At 64.5% G+C, this 16,724-nt stretch carries 16 protein-coding genes; 15 read left to right on the forward strand and 1 reads right to left on the reverse strand.

What is annotated here, in order from left to right; all coding sequences use genetic code 11:
* Positions 1 to 3: 3 nt before the first annotated feature.
* The 12 genes from murG (at position 4) to dnaE (ending at position 13,519) form a co-directional block, all read left to right on the forward strand.
* Positions 4 to 1,104 carry an undecaprenyldiphospho-muramoylpentapeptide beta-N-acetylglucosaminyltransferase gene (gene murG, locus PSET11_RS15475; protein ID WP_124093222.1) on the forward strand — a complete coding sequence of 367 codons (1,101 nt, stop codon included), beginning with the start codon at positions 4 to 6 and terminating at the stop codon, positions 1,102 to 1,104.
* Positions 1,101 to 2,474, forward strand: a complete 1,374-nt coding sequence (gene murC / locus PSET11_RS15480; protein WP_124093223.1) for a UDP-N-acetylmuramate--L-alanine ligase — start codon at positions 1,101 to 1,103, stop codon at positions 2,472 to 2,474. Before murG ends, murC begins: the two co-directional genes overlap by 4 nt.
* Positions 2,467 to 3,516, forward strand: coding sequence for a cell division protein FtsQ/DivIB (locus tag PSET11_RS15485; protein WP_124093224.1), 1,050 nt, complete (start codon positions 2,467 to 2,469; stop codon positions 3,514 to 3,516). The genes murC and PSET11_RS15485 overlap by 8 nt, the downstream gene beginning before the upstream one ends.
* A gap of 211 nt (positions 3,517 to 3,727) precedes the next feature.
* Positions 3,728 to 4,963, forward strand: a complete 1,236-nt coding sequence (gene ftsZ, locus PSET11_RS15490; RefSeq protein WP_124093225.1) for a cell division protein FtsZ — start codon at positions 3,728 to 3,730, stop codon at positions 4,961 to 4,963.
* 7 nt (positions 4,964 to 4,970) lie between these two features.
* Positions 4,971 to 5,660 (forward strand): purine nucleoside phosphorylase YfiH/LACC1 family protein, encoded by a 690-nt coding sequence (locus PSET11_RS15495; protein WP_124093226.1) that lies wholly within the window; start codon positions 4,971 to 4,973, stop codon positions 5,658 to 5,660.
* The gene (locus tag PSET11_RS15500) at positions 5,653 to 6,405 is read left to right on the forward strand and encodes a YggS family pyridoxal phosphate-dependent enzyme (protein ID WP_124093227.1); all 753 of its coding nucleotides are present in this window, start codon (positions 5,653 to 5,655) and stop codon (positions 6,403 to 6,405) included. The genes PSET11_RS15495 and PSET11_RS15500 overlap by 8 nt, the downstream gene beginning before the upstream one ends.
* Before the next feature lie 92 nt (positions 6,406 to 6,497).
* Positions 6,498 to 7,028, forward strand: a complete 531-nt coding sequence (locus tag PSET11_RS15505; protein WP_124093228.1) for a cell division protein SepF — start codon at positions 6,498 to 6,500, stop codon at positions 7,026 to 7,028.
* 114 nt (positions 7,029 to 7,142) lie between these two features.
* Positions 7,143 to 7,430, forward strand: a complete 288-nt coding sequence (locus tag PSET11_RS15510; protein ID WP_124093229.1) for a YggT family protein — start codon at positions 7,143 to 7,145, stop codon at positions 7,428 to 7,430.
* A 177-nt stretch (positions 7,431 to 7,607) separates the two neighbouring features.
* On the forward strand, positions 7,608 to 8,330 hold the full coding sequence (locus tag PSET11_RS15515) for a DivIVA domain-containing protein (RefSeq protein WP_124093230.1): 723 nt from the start codon (positions 7,608 to 7,610) through the stop codon (positions 8,328 to 8,330).
* Between the two features lie 92 nt (positions 8,331 to 8,422).
* A complete protein-coding gene (gene lspA / locus PSET11_RS15520) occupies positions 8,423 to 9,007 on the forward strand; it encodes a signal peptidase II (protein WP_124093231.1) in 585 nt (194 codons plus the stop codon).
* Positions 9,000 to 9,926, forward strand: a complete 927-nt coding sequence (locus PSET11_RS15525) for an RluA family pseudouridine synthase (RefSeq protein WP_124093232.1) — start codon at positions 9,000 to 9,002, stop codon at positions 9,924 to 9,926. Before lspA ends, PSET11_RS15525 begins: the two co-directional genes overlap by 8 nt.
* A 35-nt stretch (positions 9,927 to 9,961) precedes the next feature.
* On the forward strand, positions 9,962 to 13,519 hold the full coding sequence (gene dnaE, locus PSET11_RS15530; RefSeq protein ID WP_124093233.1) for a DNA polymerase III subunit alpha: 3,558 nt from the start codon (positions 9,962 to 9,964) through the stop codon (positions 13,517 to 13,519).
* Between the two features lie 49 nt (positions 13,520 to 13,568).
* Here the strand turns inward: dnaE and PSET11_RS15535 are convergent, their stop codons facing one another.
* Positions 13,569 to 14,027: a flavin reductase family protein gene (locus tag PSET11_RS15535; RefSeq protein ID WP_377946755.1), complete on the reverse strand. Its 459-nt coding sequence runs from the start codon at positions 14,025 to 14,027 to the stop codon at positions 13,569 to 13,571.
* A gap of 171 nt (positions 14,028 to 14,198) precedes the next feature.
* Here PSET11_RS15535 and PSET11_RS15540 point away from each other — a divergent pair, with 171 nt between their 5' ends.
* The 3 genes from PSET11_RS15540 to nrdR all read left to right on the forward strand — a co-directional run bounded on the left by PSET11_RS15540 (position 14,199) and on the right by nrdR (position 16,697).
* Complete coding sequence (locus PSET11_RS15540) at positions 14,199 to 14,735, forward strand: hypothetical protein (RefSeq protein ID WP_124093235.1); 537 nt, start codon at positions 14,199 to 14,201, stop codon at positions 14,733 to 14,735.
* Complete coding sequence (hisD, locus tag PSET11_RS15545) at positions 14,732 to 16,099, forward strand: histidinol dehydrogenase (protein WP_124093236.1); 1,368 nt, start codon at positions 14,732 to 14,734, stop codon at positions 16,097 to 16,099. The genes PSET11_RS15540 and hisD overlap by 4 nt, the downstream gene beginning before the upstream one ends.
* Before the next feature lie 94 nt (positions 16,100 to 16,193).
* The gene (gene nrdR / locus PSET11_RS15550) at positions 16,194 to 16,697 is read left to right on the forward strand and encodes a transcriptional regulator NrdR (protein ID WP_124093237.1); all 504 of its coding nucleotides are present in this window, start codon (positions 16,194 to 16,196) and stop codon (positions 16,695 to 16,697) included.
* Positions 16,698 to 16,724: the final 27 nt, after the last annotated feature.

The following is a 16,724-nucleotide window of genomic DNA, read 5'->3' on the forward strand; positions in this document are numbered from 1 at the left end:
TTGATGACCTCGAAACCCCTTTCCATCGTCTTGGCCGGTGGCGGTACCGCTGGCCACATCAGCCCGCTCCTGGCGATCGCTGCTGCCCTGCGGAGCACCGTACCGGACGCGTCGATCCTTGCCGTTGGGACGCCGTCGGGCATGGAGACCCGCTTGGTGCCCGCAGCAGGAGTGGAATTGGCCACCATCGACAGGGTGCCGTTTCCGCGCCGGCCCTCCCTGGACCTCCTGCGACTGCCCGCACGCCTCGCTGGCGCAGTCCGGCAAGCGGGGGCCATCCTCGACTCAGCCGCCGCCGACGTCTTGGTGGGAGTGGGCGGCTACGTCAGTACCCCGCTGTACCTGGCAGCCCGCAGGCGAAAGATCCCCATTGTCATCCACGAAGCAAATGCCCGGCCCGGCCTCGCCAACCGGGTAGGCGCCCGACTCACGCAAAACGTTGCCGTGGCATTTGCCGGAACTCCCTTGCGCCACGCGGTCCACGTGGGCATGCCCATGCGGAAGGAAATCTCCGGCCTGGACCGGACCTCTTCCCAACGAGCCGCGCGCGAAACCCTGGGGCTGGACCTGGACCGTCCCACCTTGATCGTCACCGGCGGATCATCGGGAGCACTCAGCATCAACCGGACCGTTGCGGCCTCCGTGGCCGCCCTGCACACCGCGGGCATCCAGACCCTGCACATTACGGGCCGGGACAAAGTGGTCCTCGACCACACCGGCGCACCGTTGTCCGCGGAGGGGTATCGCCAGGTGGAGTACGTTGCGGGAATGGAACTCGTCTACGCGGCAGCAGACCTCCTGCTGGCCCGCTCTGGTGCCGCCACAGTCTGCGAAGTAGCCGCGGTAGGTGTCCCTGCCGTCTTGGTACCCCTTCCCATTGGTAACGGCGAACAGGCACTTAACGCCGCCGGCTTGGTGACTGCCGGAGGTGCCGTCCTCGTGGCAGACCGCGACTTCACCGCCGACTGGGTGGCAAAGACCTTGATCCCGCTCGCCACCGACCCCCACCGATTGGCCGCCATGGCCAGCAGCTCGTTTGCGCTGGGCGTCCGGAACGCCGATCAACGCATGGCCGACCTCGTCCTGAAAGCAGCGTCCGCATGAACCAGCCCATCCCAGACCTCAGCGCGCTTGGCCGGACACACTTCATTGGCATCGGCGGCGTAGGGATGTCCGCGGTAGCCCGCATCATGGTTGCCAGGGGCGTGGCCGTCAGCGGCAGTGACGCCAAGAACCTCCCCGTGATGGCGGACCTGGCTGCCGGCGGGGCCCGGATTGCCGTGGGCTACGCCGCGGCCAACCTCGGCGATGCCCAGACGGTGGTTGCCGGCTCGGCGATCCGGGAGGACAACCCCGAACTTGCCGCCGCACGCGCAGCCGGCCTGCCAATCCTGCACCGCTCGGAGGCATTGGCCGCCACCATGGCCGCAGACACGGCGGTCACGGTGGCTGGAACTCACGGAAAATCCACCACCACCTCCATGGTGGCCGTGCTACTGAAGGGCGCTGGGCTGGACCCGTCCTTCGCGATCGGCGCCAACGTCCCAGCCCTGGGCGTCAACGCTGCCTCCGGATCCACGCCCATCTTCGTCGCCGAGGCGGACGAATCGGACGCTTCGTTCCTGAACTACCGCCCCCAGATCGCCGTGGTCACCAACGTGGAACCAGACCACCTGGACTTCTACGGCACCGCTGAGGCCGTCTTCGCATCCTTCGACCGATTCACGGCGCTGCTGCCGGCGGATGGGCTGCTCATTGCCTGCGCTGACGACGCCGGCGCGCTGGCTTTGGCGCAACGGACCAAGGCGCAGGGCACCACCCGGGTCCTGCTCTACGGCACTGCCGAGGGCGCAGACGTCCAGCTGCACGACGGCGGCCCCGGCCGCGTCTCGGTGTCCACCGGGACCGGTGACTACCAGCTGTCGCTGCAAGTTCCAGGGCGGCACAATGCCCTCAACGCTGCGGCCGCGTTCGCCGTGGCCGTGGAACTGGGAGTGGATCCCGCCGCCGCGGCGGCCGCTTTGGCCCAGTTTTCCGGTGCCTCCCGTCGGTTCGAGCTGAAGGGCACCGCCGGGGGAGTGCGCGTGTTTGACGACTACGCGCACCATCCCACAGAGGTTCGTGCAGCGTTGACCGCTGCACGTTCGGTGGCTGACGGAAAACGGGTGCACGTATTGTTCCAGCCCCATTTGTTCTCCCGCACCCGGGAATTCGCCCGGGAGTTCGCCGAGGCGCTGAACCTCGCGGACACTGCGCTGGTCCTGGACATCTACCCGGCCAGGGAGGACCCCATTCCGGGTGTCAGCAGCCAACTCATCGTTGACCACCTCTCGGCCAGAGGCAAGCTGGTCAGCGCAACGGATGCTGTGGCTGCGCTGGCAGGCGTTGCTGCCGACGGCGACGTGGTGCTGACGGTGGGGGCTGGCGATGTGACAGCCTACGGACCGCGCATCGTTGAGGCGCTCCATGCCTAGCTCACGCCGCCCCACCTACACCTCGGCCGGGCAGAAGGGCCGGGAAGGCTTGACGCCCGCCGGTCCGCCCCCAGCTGGACCCGAAGAACCGACGGCCAAGGAAGCGCCCCGCACACCGGCCGCTGAGGTTATCTCCGCCTCTCGTAGCCTGCCGGAGTCGCCCACGACGGTCAAGAAGTCGAAACAGGGGCAATCGACCACGCCGGGGGATGCCACCAAGGCCGCCCGTTCCAGCACGCCGGAAAAGTCCAGGAAGTCGCTGCCCAGCCTGCCGAAACGGAAGAAGGCAACCGCCACGACGCCGGCCGATGCCACCCGCCAGAATGTGCTGGCCTTTCCCGAGCCGAAGCGCAAGCGGCGCCGGCGGACGATCGCACTCGTCGCCGGGTCCGTGCTTGCCGTCGTGGCCGCACTATTGCTCGCTGCCATCTATTCGCCCGTTCTGGCGCTGAAGGACGTCACCGTGTCTGGCACCCGGCTGCTCACGCCTGCCCAGGTCCAGACCGCATTGGCACCCCTGCAAGGCAAACCGCTGCCGCAAATCAGCAACGACGAGGTTACCCGGCTGCTGGAACCACTGGTCCAGGTGCGTTCGGTGCAGATCTCGGCCCGGCCGCCGTCGGGATTGGCCGTGCAGATCGACGAACGCGTGCCCGTGGCCTTGGTCAAACAGGGCGAGCAGTACCAGCTGGTGGACGTCGACGGCGTCCGGCTGGCAGACACTGCCGACCCCGCTTCGGTCGCCTTGCCGGTGATCGACGGCGGCGCAGGCACCATCGGCCAAGACCTGTTCCGCGCCACCACCAACGTCCTGGCCGCGCTCCCGGCGGACGTGCTGGCCAAGTTGTCCAATGCCTCGGCCCAGTCCGTTGACGCCGTGGAGCTCAAATTGGTGGACGGCCAGACCATCGTCTGGGGGAACGCGTCCGAGAAGGAACTCAAGGCCAAGGTGCTGGCGGCGCTATTGACCGTCCCCGTGGATGCCAAAAATCCCGTGCGAGTCTATGACGTCAGCGTGCCACGCCATCCCGTCACCCGGTGAGCCGCTTTATTTCGCGTATTAATCCGACACGCGGACCCGGTTATTGAATGTGGGATACAGAGCAAATACCGTCATTGACATGAGTTACTTGACATAACTATAACCCTCAAGTCGAAGGTTAAGGTTAGCGGGTTCACGCCCGGCACAAGATATTGCTCGCAGGATTCAGCAGTACACACGAACACAAAGACACGAACAAGGGACACGTAACGTGGCAGCTCCGCAGAACTACTTGGCCGTCATCAAAGTCGTCGGCATCGGCGGCGGTGGCGTCAACGCAGTCAACCGAATGATCGATGTCGGCCTCCGGGGCGTTGAATTCATCGCCATCAACACCGATGCCCAGGCTCTGCTGATGAGTGACGCTGACGTCAAACTCGACGTAGGCCGCGAACTGACCCGTGGCTTGGGTGCCGGCGCCAATCCGGAGGTGGGCAAGCAGGCCGCCGAGGATCACGCTGACGAGATCGAAGAGGTCCTTCGCGGCGCCGACATGGTGTTTGTGACGGCTGGCGAAGGCGGCGGTACCGGTACCGGTGGCGCCCCCGTCGTGGCCCGAATTGCCCGTTCCCTCGGGGCCCTGACCATCGGTGTGGTGACCCGTCCCTTCACGTTCGAGGGCCGCCGTCGTGCAGGTTCCGCCGAAACCGGTATCGATGCGCTGCGCGACGAGGTGGACACACTGATCGTGATCCCCAACGATCGCCTGCTCTCCATCAGCGATCGCAACGTCTCCGTGCTGGATGCCTTCCGCTCCGCGGACCAGGTCCTGCTCTCGGGCGTCCAGGGCATCACCGACCTCATCACCACCCCCGGCCTGATCAACCTCGACTTCGCAGACGTCAAGTCCGTCATGCAGGGTGCAGGTTCGGCGCTGATGGGTATCGGCTCGGCACGCGGCGAGGATCGGGCCGTCAAGGCCGCCGAACTTGCCATTGCCTCCCCGCTGCTGGAAGCCTCGATCGACGGTGCCCACGGCGTCCTGCTGTCCATCCAGGGCGGCTCGGACCTGGGCCTCTTCGAAATCAACGAAGCAGCCCGCCTGGTCCAGGAAGTGGCGCACCCCGAGGCCAACATCATCTTCGGTGCCGTCATTGACGACGCCCTCGGCGATGAAGCCCGTGTCACGGTCATCGCTGCCGGCTTCGACGACGTCAAGGCCACCTCGCCCTCCATGGACCAGTCGCAGCCCCAGGTTGCGCCGCAGCGTCCCGCAGCTCCCGCAGCAGGCCCGGCGCCCACCCAGGCGCCGTCCGCTGGTACCCAGCACGCCAATGTGCAGCCGGTCCACGCCGGAGTAGGGGCAGGCCTGAGCAACTGGGGCCAGCAGCGTGCCACCGCCGTCCCGGCCGACTCCGGCTTCGACGTTGACCTGCCCTCCGTGGTGGAGCCGGACCTCACCGGCAGCCGCTCGGATGACCTGGATGTCCCCGACTTCCTGAAGTAGGCCTCGCTTGTTCGCATGGCGGAAAGAGATCCTGCCGGGGGTCACGGCTGCTTTTACCAACGCCGACGCCGGCAACCTCGCCCTGCACGTGGGGGACGATCCAGCAGTAGTCGCAGCGCGTCGCGCCCAACTTGAAGAGACGTTGGGCGTGGCGCCTGCTGGACTGAAGTTCATGAATCAGGTCCACGGCTCTGCTGTGGCGCTGATGACAGCGGACAGTACGGCGCCCGAAGCAGACGCCATGGTGTCCCAAGGCGTTCCGCTGGCCGTCATGGTGGCCGACTGCATTCCGGTGCTGCTGGCTGGTGTTGGACCCACGGGGCCGGTGCTTGCCGCGGTGCATGCAGGCAGGCCGGGAGTGGCCAACGGCATTGTGCCGACTGCGGTCGAGGCCATGCGTGCCGTGGGCGCTGAGAATATCCGCGCGTGGCTGGGTCCCTCCATCTGCGGGCACTGCTATGAGGTCCCCGAGGCTTTGCGCGCTGAAGTTTCTGCCCTGGTCCCGGCGACCTACGGCGTCACATCGTGGGGGACCCCCAGCCTGGACCTCCCCGCAGGAGCCATCAGCCAGCTGGCCGCCGTCGGGGTGTCCATAGAGTTCACCGGCGCGTGCACCCTGGAGACCGAATCCTTGTTTTCGTACCGCCGGGACCAACGGACCGGACGTTTCGCCGGAGTGCTGGTGACCCATGACTGAGCCCCTGAATCCTTCACCTGTGGACCCTGCCGATACGCGCACGGCTGAGCTCGCTGGCCGACTGGCAGTCGTGGGGAACCGGATCCAGGCCGCCATGTCCAGTGCGGGCAAGCAGGCAGCTGCCCCTCGGCTGATTGTGATCACCAAATTCCACCCGGCCGCTGACATCCGTCGGCTTGCGGACCTGGGCGTGCGGGATGTCGGTGAAAACCGGGACCAGGAAGCCGCTGCGAAGGCAGTGGAGTTAGCCGACTGCGGGCTCACCTGGCATTTTGTGGGCCAGGTGCAGACCAAGAAGGCCAAATCGGTGGCCCGTTACGCAGCGGCAGTGCATTCGGTGGACAGGCCGCAACTCGTCGACGCCTTGGCCAAAGCCATTGCTGTAGAGCAGGCAGGGTCCGGCCGGGCTGACCTCGAGTGTTTCATCCAGGTGGGCCTCGATGAGGATGCAGCTGAGGGCAGGGGAGGTGCGGCTCCTGCGGTGGTGCCCCACCTGGCGGACCAGGTAGCTGCTGCCGCTGGCTTGCGCCTGGCAGGGGTGATGGCGGTGGCGCCGCTGGGTGTCGACCCCGAAGCGGCCTTCGAGAAACTTGCCCGGGTATCGGCGGAACTGGTGGCCCAGCATCCTGATGCCGGCGCGATTTCCGCGGGCATGAGCCAGGACTTGGAAGCCGCCATCAAGTTCGGTGCGACACACCTGCGGATCGGTTCCGATATTCTCGGAACACGCCCCGCCTTGGGGTAGCGTCGGTTTTATTGGAAGTGATGGGCGGATATTCCAGTGCTGTCAAATCATTGGACGGCCCGCAACCGGGACACACGAACGAGGAGTCGACCATGGCCGGCGCTCTGCGCAAGACAATGATCTATCTTGGGCTCGCCGACGGCGATGAGCATTACGAGTCCGAGCACCAAACCACACGAAAGGACGAAGGCGAAACGATGGAAGCAGACCGCGAGGAACGCCGTGCACCAGCACCGGTCCGCGAAGTCAGCCGCGAATCGTCTTACAGCCCCGATGATGAATACCGTGCGCCTGTGACCCCCATTAAGCGTGCGGCCTCCAGCCGAGAAGAGCACGCCGGGTTGCGACAGATCACCACCATCCACCCGCGCTCCTACAACGATGCCAAACTCATCGGTGAGAGCTTCCGCGACGGCATTCCGGTGATCATGAACGTCACCGATATGGGCGAAGCTGACGCCAAACGGCTCGTCGACTTTTCCGCGGGGCTTGTCTTCGGGTTGCGCGGCAGCATTGAGCGCGTCACCAACAAGGTTTTCCTGCTCTCACCCTCCTACGTTGAGGTCATCGGAGACGACAAGAAAGTCAGCGACACCCAGGCCAGTTTCTTCAACCAGAGCTGACCACCAGACGGACGCCAGATGCCAGGCAGGGACACCTGCCTGGCATCTGTGCTGAAATAGAGGATCGGCTCCGGCCGCCCAACATCACTATCGACATGGAGTTACGAGTACGTCATGGGAATTGTCTTCGGACTTGTGTATCTCGCCCTCCTCCTGTTTTTCGTGGCTTTGATCATCCGCCTCGTCTTCGACTGGGTCCAGATGTTTGCCCGGCAGTGGCGCCCCCGGGGCGTGGCCCTCGTCACTGCGCATACTGTGTACTCCATCACTGATCCGCCGCTGAACTTGCTGCGCCGCCTCATCCCGCCGTTGCGCCTTGGCGGCATCACCTTGGATCTAGGCTTCCTGGTTCTCTTTATTGCGGTGAGCATCCTGATGGGAATCACGCGGAGTTTCGCATAAATAATTCAAAAACTTGCCATGCGCCCAGTTCCCGCTCCGGGAACGGCTAGGGTGAAGGAAAGAAAAACCACGACGTCGACACGGTTGTGTCGAATTAGAGGTAGCAGACCAAATTTAGGTACCGTAGTTTTGACGGCCGGAAGGCCTGCTGACTAACCAGACCAGTGAGGTGACCAGATGGCTTTGACGCCAGAAGACGTTGTCAACAAACGCTTTCAGCCCACCAAGTTCCGCGAGGGCTATGACCAGGATGAAGTTGATGACTTCCTGGACGAAATCGTCGTCGAACTCCGACGCCTGACGCAGGAAAACGAAGACCTTCGCAAGAAGCTCGCCGAATCCGGAACCAGCGTCCCGGCAGCTGCGACTGCAGCCGCACCCGTGGTGGAGAAGGTTCCCGCGCCCGCCAAGGCTGACAAGGACGATTCAGCCGAGAAGGCAGAGGCAGCCAAGGCCGCCGAAGCTGCCGAGGACGCCAAGAAGAAGGACGCCCAGCCGGCTGCCCCCGCAGCTGTTGCTACTCCGGCACCGGCTGCTCCGGCCGCCGCTGCAGCGCCTGCCCAGGCAAGCTCAGCGTCCGCAGAATCCGCTGCTGGCCTGTTGGCCATGGCACAGCAGATGCATGATCGCCACGTCGCTGACGGCCAGTCGCAGAAGGACAAGATCATCGCTGAGGCGCAGATCGAAGCCAGCAGCCTGGTCAACGACGCGCAGGAGAAGTCCCGCAAGATCCTTGGTGCCCTGGAACAGCAGCGTTCGGTGCTCGAGCGCAAGGTGGAGCAGCTCCGAGGCTTCGAGCGCGACTACCGCTCACGCCTGAAGGCCTACATCGAGGGTCAGCTTCGCGATCTCGACGCCCGCGGTTCGGTAGCGGCGCCGGAAGTCAGCGACGCCAACTGAACCACCCAGCACGTATTCTGAAAGCCGGTGGCTGAGGATTCCTCGGCCGCCGGCTTTTGGCATTAACTCCAGTTTTGACGAACGAAAGCACCATGACTGACGAACCTGCCGCCGACGCAGCACCTCCTGTTCCGCCCGCACCGCGAGCCCGCCGGATAGTTTTCCTGTCCCTGTTCATCGGGTTTGCCGTCTTCGCCTACGCCTTCGATCAGCTCACCAAGCTGTGGGTCGATTCCACCATGGTGGAAGGCGAACGGACGCCGGTGCTGCCACCGCTGCTGCACTGGTACTTCATCAAGAACTCGGGTGCTGCGTTTTCCATCGGCGAAAACATCACCTGGGTTTTCACCCTCATCATGGCAGCGGTGGCAGTCACCATCCTCTTCCAAGTCCGAAAACTGGGCTCCAAATGGTGGTCGCTGGCCTTGGGGCTGTTGCTGGGCGGTGCGTTGGGCAACCTGACGGATCGGTTGTTCCGTGAGCCGTCCTTCGGCATGGGGCACGTTGTCGATTTCATCCAGCTGCCAAACTTTGCGATCTTCAACATCGCCGATTCGGCAGTGGTCTCTGCAGTGGTCATTATCTGCCTGCTGACCATTCGTGGCATCGCGATGGACGGTTCCAAGGTTGCAGCCAAGGAAAAGTCCGCTGCTAAGGGGTCCTCGGATCATGCCTGAGCAGGTAGTAGTCGCCGAGGAATTCGGTGGCGTACGGGCCGACGCCGGCCTGGCGGCCCTGTTGGGTATCTCCCGTTCCGTCGCGGCGGGCCTGCTTTCTGGTGGGCACGTCCTCAGTCACGGCCGGCCGCTGGGCAAGTCCGCCAAGCTGGTGGCAGGTGATGCCCTCGAGGTCACCATCCCGGAGCGGTCCGACCCGCTGGAAGTTGTGGAGGAAGTAGTGGAAGGCCTCAAGATCCTGCTCGACGACGATGATTTCGTCGCCGTCGACAAACCTGTTGGCGTCGCCGCCCACCCTTCTCCGGGCTGGGTTGGACCCACAGTAGTGGGTGGCCTGGCCGGTGCCGGCTACCGCATTTCGACCTCCGGTTCGCCGGAACGGGCAGGCATTGTCCATCGGCTCGATGTGGGCACCTCAGGGGTCATGGTGGTGGCCAAGACCGAGCGCGCCTACACCGTGCTGAAACGGGCTTTCAAGGAACGCACCGTCGAGAAGGTCTACCACGCCGTGGTTCAAGGGCTGCCAGATCCGCTGGCGGGCACCATTGACGCCCCCATTGGCCGGCATCCCGGACACGATTGGCGCTTCGCCGTCATTGAAGACGGTAGGCCGTCCGTGACCCACTATGAGGTGCTGGAAGCGTTCGGCAAGGCAAGCCTGGTGGAAGTCCACCTGGAGACCGGCAGGACCCACCAGATCCGGGTCCACTTCTCCGCGCTGCGTCATCCCTGCGCCGGTGACCTCACGTACGGGGCGGATCCCCGGTTGGCGGCTACGCTGGGGCTCACCCGGCAGTGGCTGCACGCCAAGGAGCTCGGCTTCGACCACCCTGTCACGGGGGAGCGGGTGCAGGTTACCAGCGACTACCCACAGGATCTGGCCTACGCCCTGGAAATCCTGGGCTCCGGCCAAGCCTGATTCGGCTGCCAAACACCAGCCCGTAGAATGGTCCGGTGACTTCCAGCAATGATTCATTTGTCCACCTGCACACCCACACCGAATACTCCATGCTGGATGGAGCGGCCCGCCTCGGAGAACTCTTCGATGAGACCGAGCGGTTGGGAATGCCGGCGCTGGCCACCACCGATCACGGCTACCTTTTCGGGGCCTTTGATTTCTGGCGGAAGGCAACGGACAAGGGCATCAAGCCCATCATCGGCGTGGAAGCCTACGTCACCCCCGGAACGGCCCGCGGTGACAAGACCCGCGTCCGCTGGGGCGAGGAAAACCAGCGGAAAGACGACGTGTCCGGCGGTGGCTCCTACACCCACATGACGCTGCTCAGCTACAACAACGTGGGCATGCGCAACCTGTTCCGGGCGTCCTCCCTGGCATCCCTGGACTCGGTCTTCGGCAAGTGGCCACGGCTGGACCGCGAGCTGCTCAACACGTACTCCGAGGGCCTGATCGCCACCACCGGCTGCCCGTCCGGTGAGGTCCAGACCCGGCTGCGGCTGGGGCAGTACCGGGAAGCCCTGGAAGCGGCAGCTGAGTTCCGGGACATCTTCGGTGCGGAAAACTATTTCTGCGAGCTGATGGACCACGGCCTGGACATCGAGCGCCGCGTCACCGGAGACCTGCTGCGGCTCGCCAAAGACCTCAACTTGCCGTTGGTGGCCACCAACGACCTTCACTACACGCACGAACACGACGCGAAGGCCCACGAGGCACTCCTCGCCATCCAATCCGGGTCCACGCTGCTGGAACCCACCTATGACAACGGCGGCTCGCGCTTCGCGTTCTCAGGCAGCGGCTACTACCTCAAGTCGCCGCAGGAAATGCGGGAACTCTTCCGCGACCACCCGGAGGCCTGCGACAACACGCTACTGATCGCCGAACGGTGCGAAGTCTCCTTCAACACCGGCGCCAACTACATGCCAAGGTTCCCCTGCCCGGAGGGTGAAGATGAAACCTCCTGGCTGGTCAAAGAGGTGGACGCCGGGCTGCAGTACCGCTACCCCAAAGGCATCCCGGACAAGGTCCGCGCGCAGGCCGACTACGAACTGGGCGTCATCACCTCGATGGGGTTCCCCGGCTACTTCCTGGTGGTGGCCGACTTCATCAACTGGGCCAAGAACAACGGCATCCGGGTGGGCCCTGGCCGTGGCTCAGGTGCAGGCTCCATGGTGGCCTACGCCATGCGCATCACCGACCTCGATCCGCTGCACCACGGCCTGATCTTCGAGCGCTTCCTCAACCCGGACCGCGTCTCGATGCCCGACTTCGACGTCGACTTCGATGACCGGCGCCGGTCCGAGGTGATCGACTACGTCACCAGGAAGTACGGCGACGAGCGGGTAGCCATGATCGTCACCTACGGCACCATCAAGACCAAGCAGGCCCTCAAGGATTCCTCCCGCGTGCTGGGTTACCCGTTCAGCATGGGCGAGACGCTCACCAAAGCCCTGCCGCCGGCCGTCATGGCCAAGGACATCCCGCTGGCTGACATCCAGAACAAGGACTCGAAGCGGTACAGCGAAGCCGGGGACTTCCGGCAGCTGATCGGCACCGATCCGGAAGCCGCCAAGGTCTTCGAAACGGCACTCGGCATTGAAGGCCTGAAACGGCAGTGGGGCGTCCACGCTGCCGGCGTGATCATGTCCTCTGACCCCATCATCGACGTCATCCCCGTGATGCGCCGATTCCAGGACGGCCAGGTCATCACCCAGTTCGATTACCCCACGTCCGAAGGACTGGGCTTGATCAAGATGGACTTCCTGGGCCTGCGGAACCTGACGATCATTTCCGATGCCCTGGAAAACATCAAAATGAACCGCGGCGTGGATCTGGACCTCGAAACCCTTGAACTCGACGACGTCGGATCCTACGAGCTCCTGGCCCGCGGCGACACGCTGGGAGTGTTCCAGTTGGATGGCGGCCCCATGCGGTCGTTGCTGAAGCTCATGAAGCCTGACAACTTCGAAGACATCTCCGCCGTGCTGGCCCTGTACCGGCCAGGCCCCATGGGCGCCAACGCCCACACCGACTACGCCCTGCGGAAAAACGGGATCCAGGAAGTCATCCCCATCCACCCCGAGCTGAAGGAACCCCTGGCGGACATCCTCGGCGGCACCTACGGCCTGATTGTGTACCAGGAGCAGGTCATGGCCGTGGCGCAAAAGCTTGCCGGCTACTCCCTGGGCCAAGCAGACATCCTCCGCCGCGCCATGGGCAAGAAAAAGAAGTCGGAACTGGACAAGCAGTTTGCCGGCTTCTCCCAGGGCATGCAGGACAACGGCTATTCCATGGCCGCCGTCAAAACCCTCTGGGACATCCTGCTGCCCTTCTCCGACTACGCCTTCAATAAAGCCCACTCAGCGGCCTACGGCGTGATCTCCTACTGGACCGCCTATCTCAAGGCGCACTACGCCCCGGAATACATGGCAGCCCTGCTCACCTCCGTGGGTGACGACAAGGACAAATCCGCCATCTACCTCAACGAGTGCCGCCGGATGGGCATCACCGTCCTGCCGCCGGATGTGAATGAATCGGCACTGAACTTCACTCCTGTGGGCAACGACATCCGCTTCGGCATGGGCGCCATCCGCAACGTCGGTGTGAACGCCGTGGAGGCCATGGTCAATGCCCGGACCACCGAGGGCGCCTACACCTCCTTCAAGGACTACCTGATGAAGGTACCGGCAGTGGTCTGCAACAAGCGGACCATTGAGTCGCTGATCAAGTCTGGTGCCTTCGATTCGCTGGGCCACCATCGCCGCGCACTCGCCATGGTCCACGAAGAGGCCATCGATTCAGTCATCACCCTCAAACGCAACGAGGCGATTGGCCAGTTTGACCTTTTCGCGGGGTTCGAGGCCGCCGATTCAGAAGCGTCGCTCAGCATCGAGATTCCGGATTTGCCGGAGTGGGAGAAGAAGGACAAGCTCTCGTTTGAACGCGACATGCTGGGCCTCTATGTCTCCGACCACCCGCTCCAGGGCCTCGAGGGCCTCCTCAGCCAGCACGCCGAGATGAGCATCACCACCGTCCTGGGCGACGACGGCCCGAACGACGGCGCCATCATCACCATCGCCGGGATGATCACCTCGCTCAGTCGCCGGATCGCGAAGGCCAGTGGCAACGCCTACGCCCGCGCCGAGGTCGAAGACCTGGGTGGCTCCATGGAGGTCATGTTCTTTGGCCAGGTCTACGGACCCATCGCCTCGGTCCTGGCCGAAGACCTGATCGTGGTCATCAAGGGCAGGCTGCAGAAGCGGGACGACGGCGCAATCGCCTTGAACTGCATGGAACTCTCGGTGCCGGACCTCAGCGAAGGACTCAACGGACCGCTGGTGATCACCATGCCCACGCACAAGGCCACCGAGGCCGTCGTCACCGAACTCGGCGACGTGCTCCGGACCCATCGCGGCAACTCGGAGGTGCGCCTGCACCTGCAGGGCGATACCCGGACCGAGGTCATGGGCCTCCCCGTGCACCTGCGGGTCAACCCCAGTCCGTCGCTGTTTGGCGACCTGAAAGTTCTCCTGGGACCTGCCTGCCTGGACGCCTGAGCGCCAGGCTGTGGCCGCCACGATGACGGCCCCGGCCTAGGGCCGTAGCCTAAATTTGGTAGTCGAGCGGGGCAGGTTTGCTGTAGGCGCCATCGTGGTACAGGAGGGGCACGCCGTCGCTGCCTTCTTCGCCGTCAACCACCTGGACGACCACCACGGCGTTGTTTTCGAACGACAGCCGCATCTGGACTTCGCCGATCAGCCAGCCGGCAACGTTCTTCAGGACGGGGACACCGTGCGGGCCCTCTTCCCAGTGGTCGCCCTCGAAACGATTCTGGGTCTTGGCGAAACGGTCGGCCAGTTCCTGGTTTTCCAACCCGAGCATGTGCACGCCCAGGTGCGTGGCGTTGGCCACCGCCGGCCACGAACTCGAGCTCCGGGCCATGTTGAAGGTGAACCGTGGCGGCTGCGCCGAGAGCGAGGCCACTGAAGTTGCCGTGAAGCCGAAGGGCTTGTCCTTGTAGTTCACCGTGATGATGGCGACACCGGCAGCGTGCCGACGGAACATGCGCTTGAACGTTGCTTCGAACGGCGAATCGGACTCGGGCACGGAAAACTCCTGAACAGATGAAAAAGTTGCTGAGCCTCAAGACTATGGCGCGGTGGCCAGCAGGCCGAACCTCATGAAGCCCCATGTCCCGGGACGGCGGCGGGGGAGGTGTTTGTTAAGGTTTGTTGCATGAGTACATCGCCGCGCCGCCGCGCCGTCCGCGCACCCTGGCTGACCCTTGTCGTGACGGTTCTCGCGGGAATCCCGCTGGGACTCCTCTGGTGGCTGTTGGCGCCCGGCGGGCTGAACGTCATCACCAGGGACCCTGCCCTGGCCGTGGGCACCAATCCCATGATTTGGCTGCCCCGGGACCTCACGTTGGCGGGCCTGCTGCTCGTCGCGGGCTGTGTGCTTGCCGTGGTCGTTGCTGACCGTAGGCAGCCAGAGCCGGCGCGCGTGGTGCTGGTGGGCCTTGTGGGTGCGCTGTGCGGCGCGGTGCTGGCCTGCCAGGTGGGGCTGTTGGCGGGGACGCTCTGGGGGCCAGCGGTGGATCCTTCCTACAACCCCAGCGTGTGGTTTTCGCTCCGGGCCTGGCCGGTCCTGCTCATCTGGCCGGCCGTCACGGCGATCGGCGTGTTTGTCTTCGAGATCGTTAAACCCGCGAGTTCACGTGCGGCGATGGCTGGCGATGAGAGTATCGCCGTGGCCGGTAAAATAGCTGGGTGAGCACTACGAACGCCCCCGCACCCGCCAGCCCTGCCGTCGATTTCCGGACGATTGACCTGCGCGGCCAGCAACTGTCCCTGGCCGCACTGCGCGCCGCCGTTCCACGGGCGCAGGGCCGGACCATGGCTGACGCCGAGGAAAAGGTGCACGCCATCATTGCCGCTGTCCGCCAAGACGGCTTCGCGGCCATCGCCAACCTCGCGGCCACGTTCGACGGCGTTGAGCAGCAGCACCCGTTGGTTCCGCAGGAAGCACTTGATGCCGCCCTGGCCAGCCTGGATGCCACCGTGCGGGCGGCGCTGGCGGAATCCATCAAACGGGCCCGGATCTTTGCCGAGGGTCAGCGCCCCCGCAACGTTGATGTGGCCTTGGGTGACGGCGCCGTCGTCAGCCAAAACTGGGTGCCCGTGGCCCGGGTGGGCCTCTACGTCCCCGGCGGCTTGGCCGTCTACCCGTCCTCGGTGATCATGAACGTTGTTCCGGCGCAGGCTGCCGGCGTGGTGTCGATTGCGTTGGCGTCCCCGCCGCAGAAGGAGTTTGGCGGCCTGCCGCACCCCACTATCCTGGCTGCCGCAGCGTTGTTGGGCATCACCGAGGTCTACGCGATCGGTGGAGCGCAGGCCATTGCTGCTTTTGCCTATGGGGTGCCCGCCTCAGCAACTGGTCCGGCGCTGGAGCCCGTTGATGTGGTCACCGGGCCCGGGAATATCTTCGTGGCCACCGCCAAGCGCCTGGTAAAGGGCGTGGTGGGAATCGATTCCGAAGCCGGCACCACAGAGATCGCCATCCTCGCCGACTCCTCGGCGCAACCAGACCTGGTGGCTGCAGACCTCATCAGCCAAGCCGAGCATGATCCGCAGGCCGCCTCGGTCCTCATCACCGATTCCCCTGACCTTGCCGCCGCCGTCCGCGTTGAACTGAACCGGCAGGCAGCAGTGACGCGGCACTCCGCTCGAGTCCAGATGGCCCTCTCTGGTCCGCAATCCGGCGTGGTCCTGGTGGATGACCTGGAACAAGGCATCGCCGCCTGTGACGCCTATGCTGCGGAGCACCTGGAAATCATGACCCTGGACGCAGCGGCCGTGGCGGCACGGATCCGGAACGCCGGTGCCATTTTCGTGGGCGACTACAGTCCCGTCAGCCTGGGGGACTACTGCGCGGGCTCCAACCACGTCCTGCCCACCAGCGGGACCGCTGCGTTTTCGTCCGGACTGAACGTCACCACGTTCCTGCGGGCCGTGCAGGTCATCAACTACAGCAGGTCGGCCCTGGCGGAAGTCAGTGGTCACATTGTCAGCCTGTCGCGCGCTGAGGATCTGCCCGCCCACGGTGACGCCGTGACGGCGCGCTTCGCCGACAACTGACCACACGATGTAGTAATGACACGATTGTGATTACCCAAGATGTGGCCGTAAAGTGAGCGCGTAGGCTGTCCAGACAAGGGAGAGGGAGGCGCACATGTACTGTCCGTTCTGCCGGAACCCCGACTCCAGAGTGGTGGACAGCCGGGTCACTGACGATGGTTCCGCCATCCGCCGTCGTCGGCAATGCTCCGAGTGCGGCCGCCGATTCACCACTGTCGAAACCACCAGCCTCTCCGTGGTGAAACGCTCGGGTGTGGGCGAACCCTTCAGCCGCAGCAAGGTCATCAACGGCGTCCGGAAGGCCTGCCAAGGCCGGCCCGTCAGCGAAGACGACCTGGCGCTCCTCGCCCAGGAAGTCGAAGAACAGATCCGCTCCTCAGGGGCCGCCGAGATCGAAGCCCATGAGGTGGGCTTGGTCATCCTGGGGCCACTGCAGAAACTTGATGAAGTGGCCTACCTGCGCTTCGCCAGCGTCTACCAGGCGTTTGATTCTCTGGAGGACTTCGAGTCCGCCATCTCCTTGCTCCGCCACGAGGCAGAACAAGAAATGCCGGCCGCCGCTACAGCCCCCAACGGTTCGGCAAAAAGCCAAGCCTGAGGGCGTTGGTCGGGAGGACTCCCAGTT

It is taken from the genome of Arthrobacter ulcerisalmonis, assembly GCF_900609065.1.
Classification (GTDB): domain Bacteria; phylum Actinomycetota; class Actinomycetes; order Actinomycetales; family Micrococcaceae; genus Arthrobacter; species Arthrobacter ulcerisalmonis.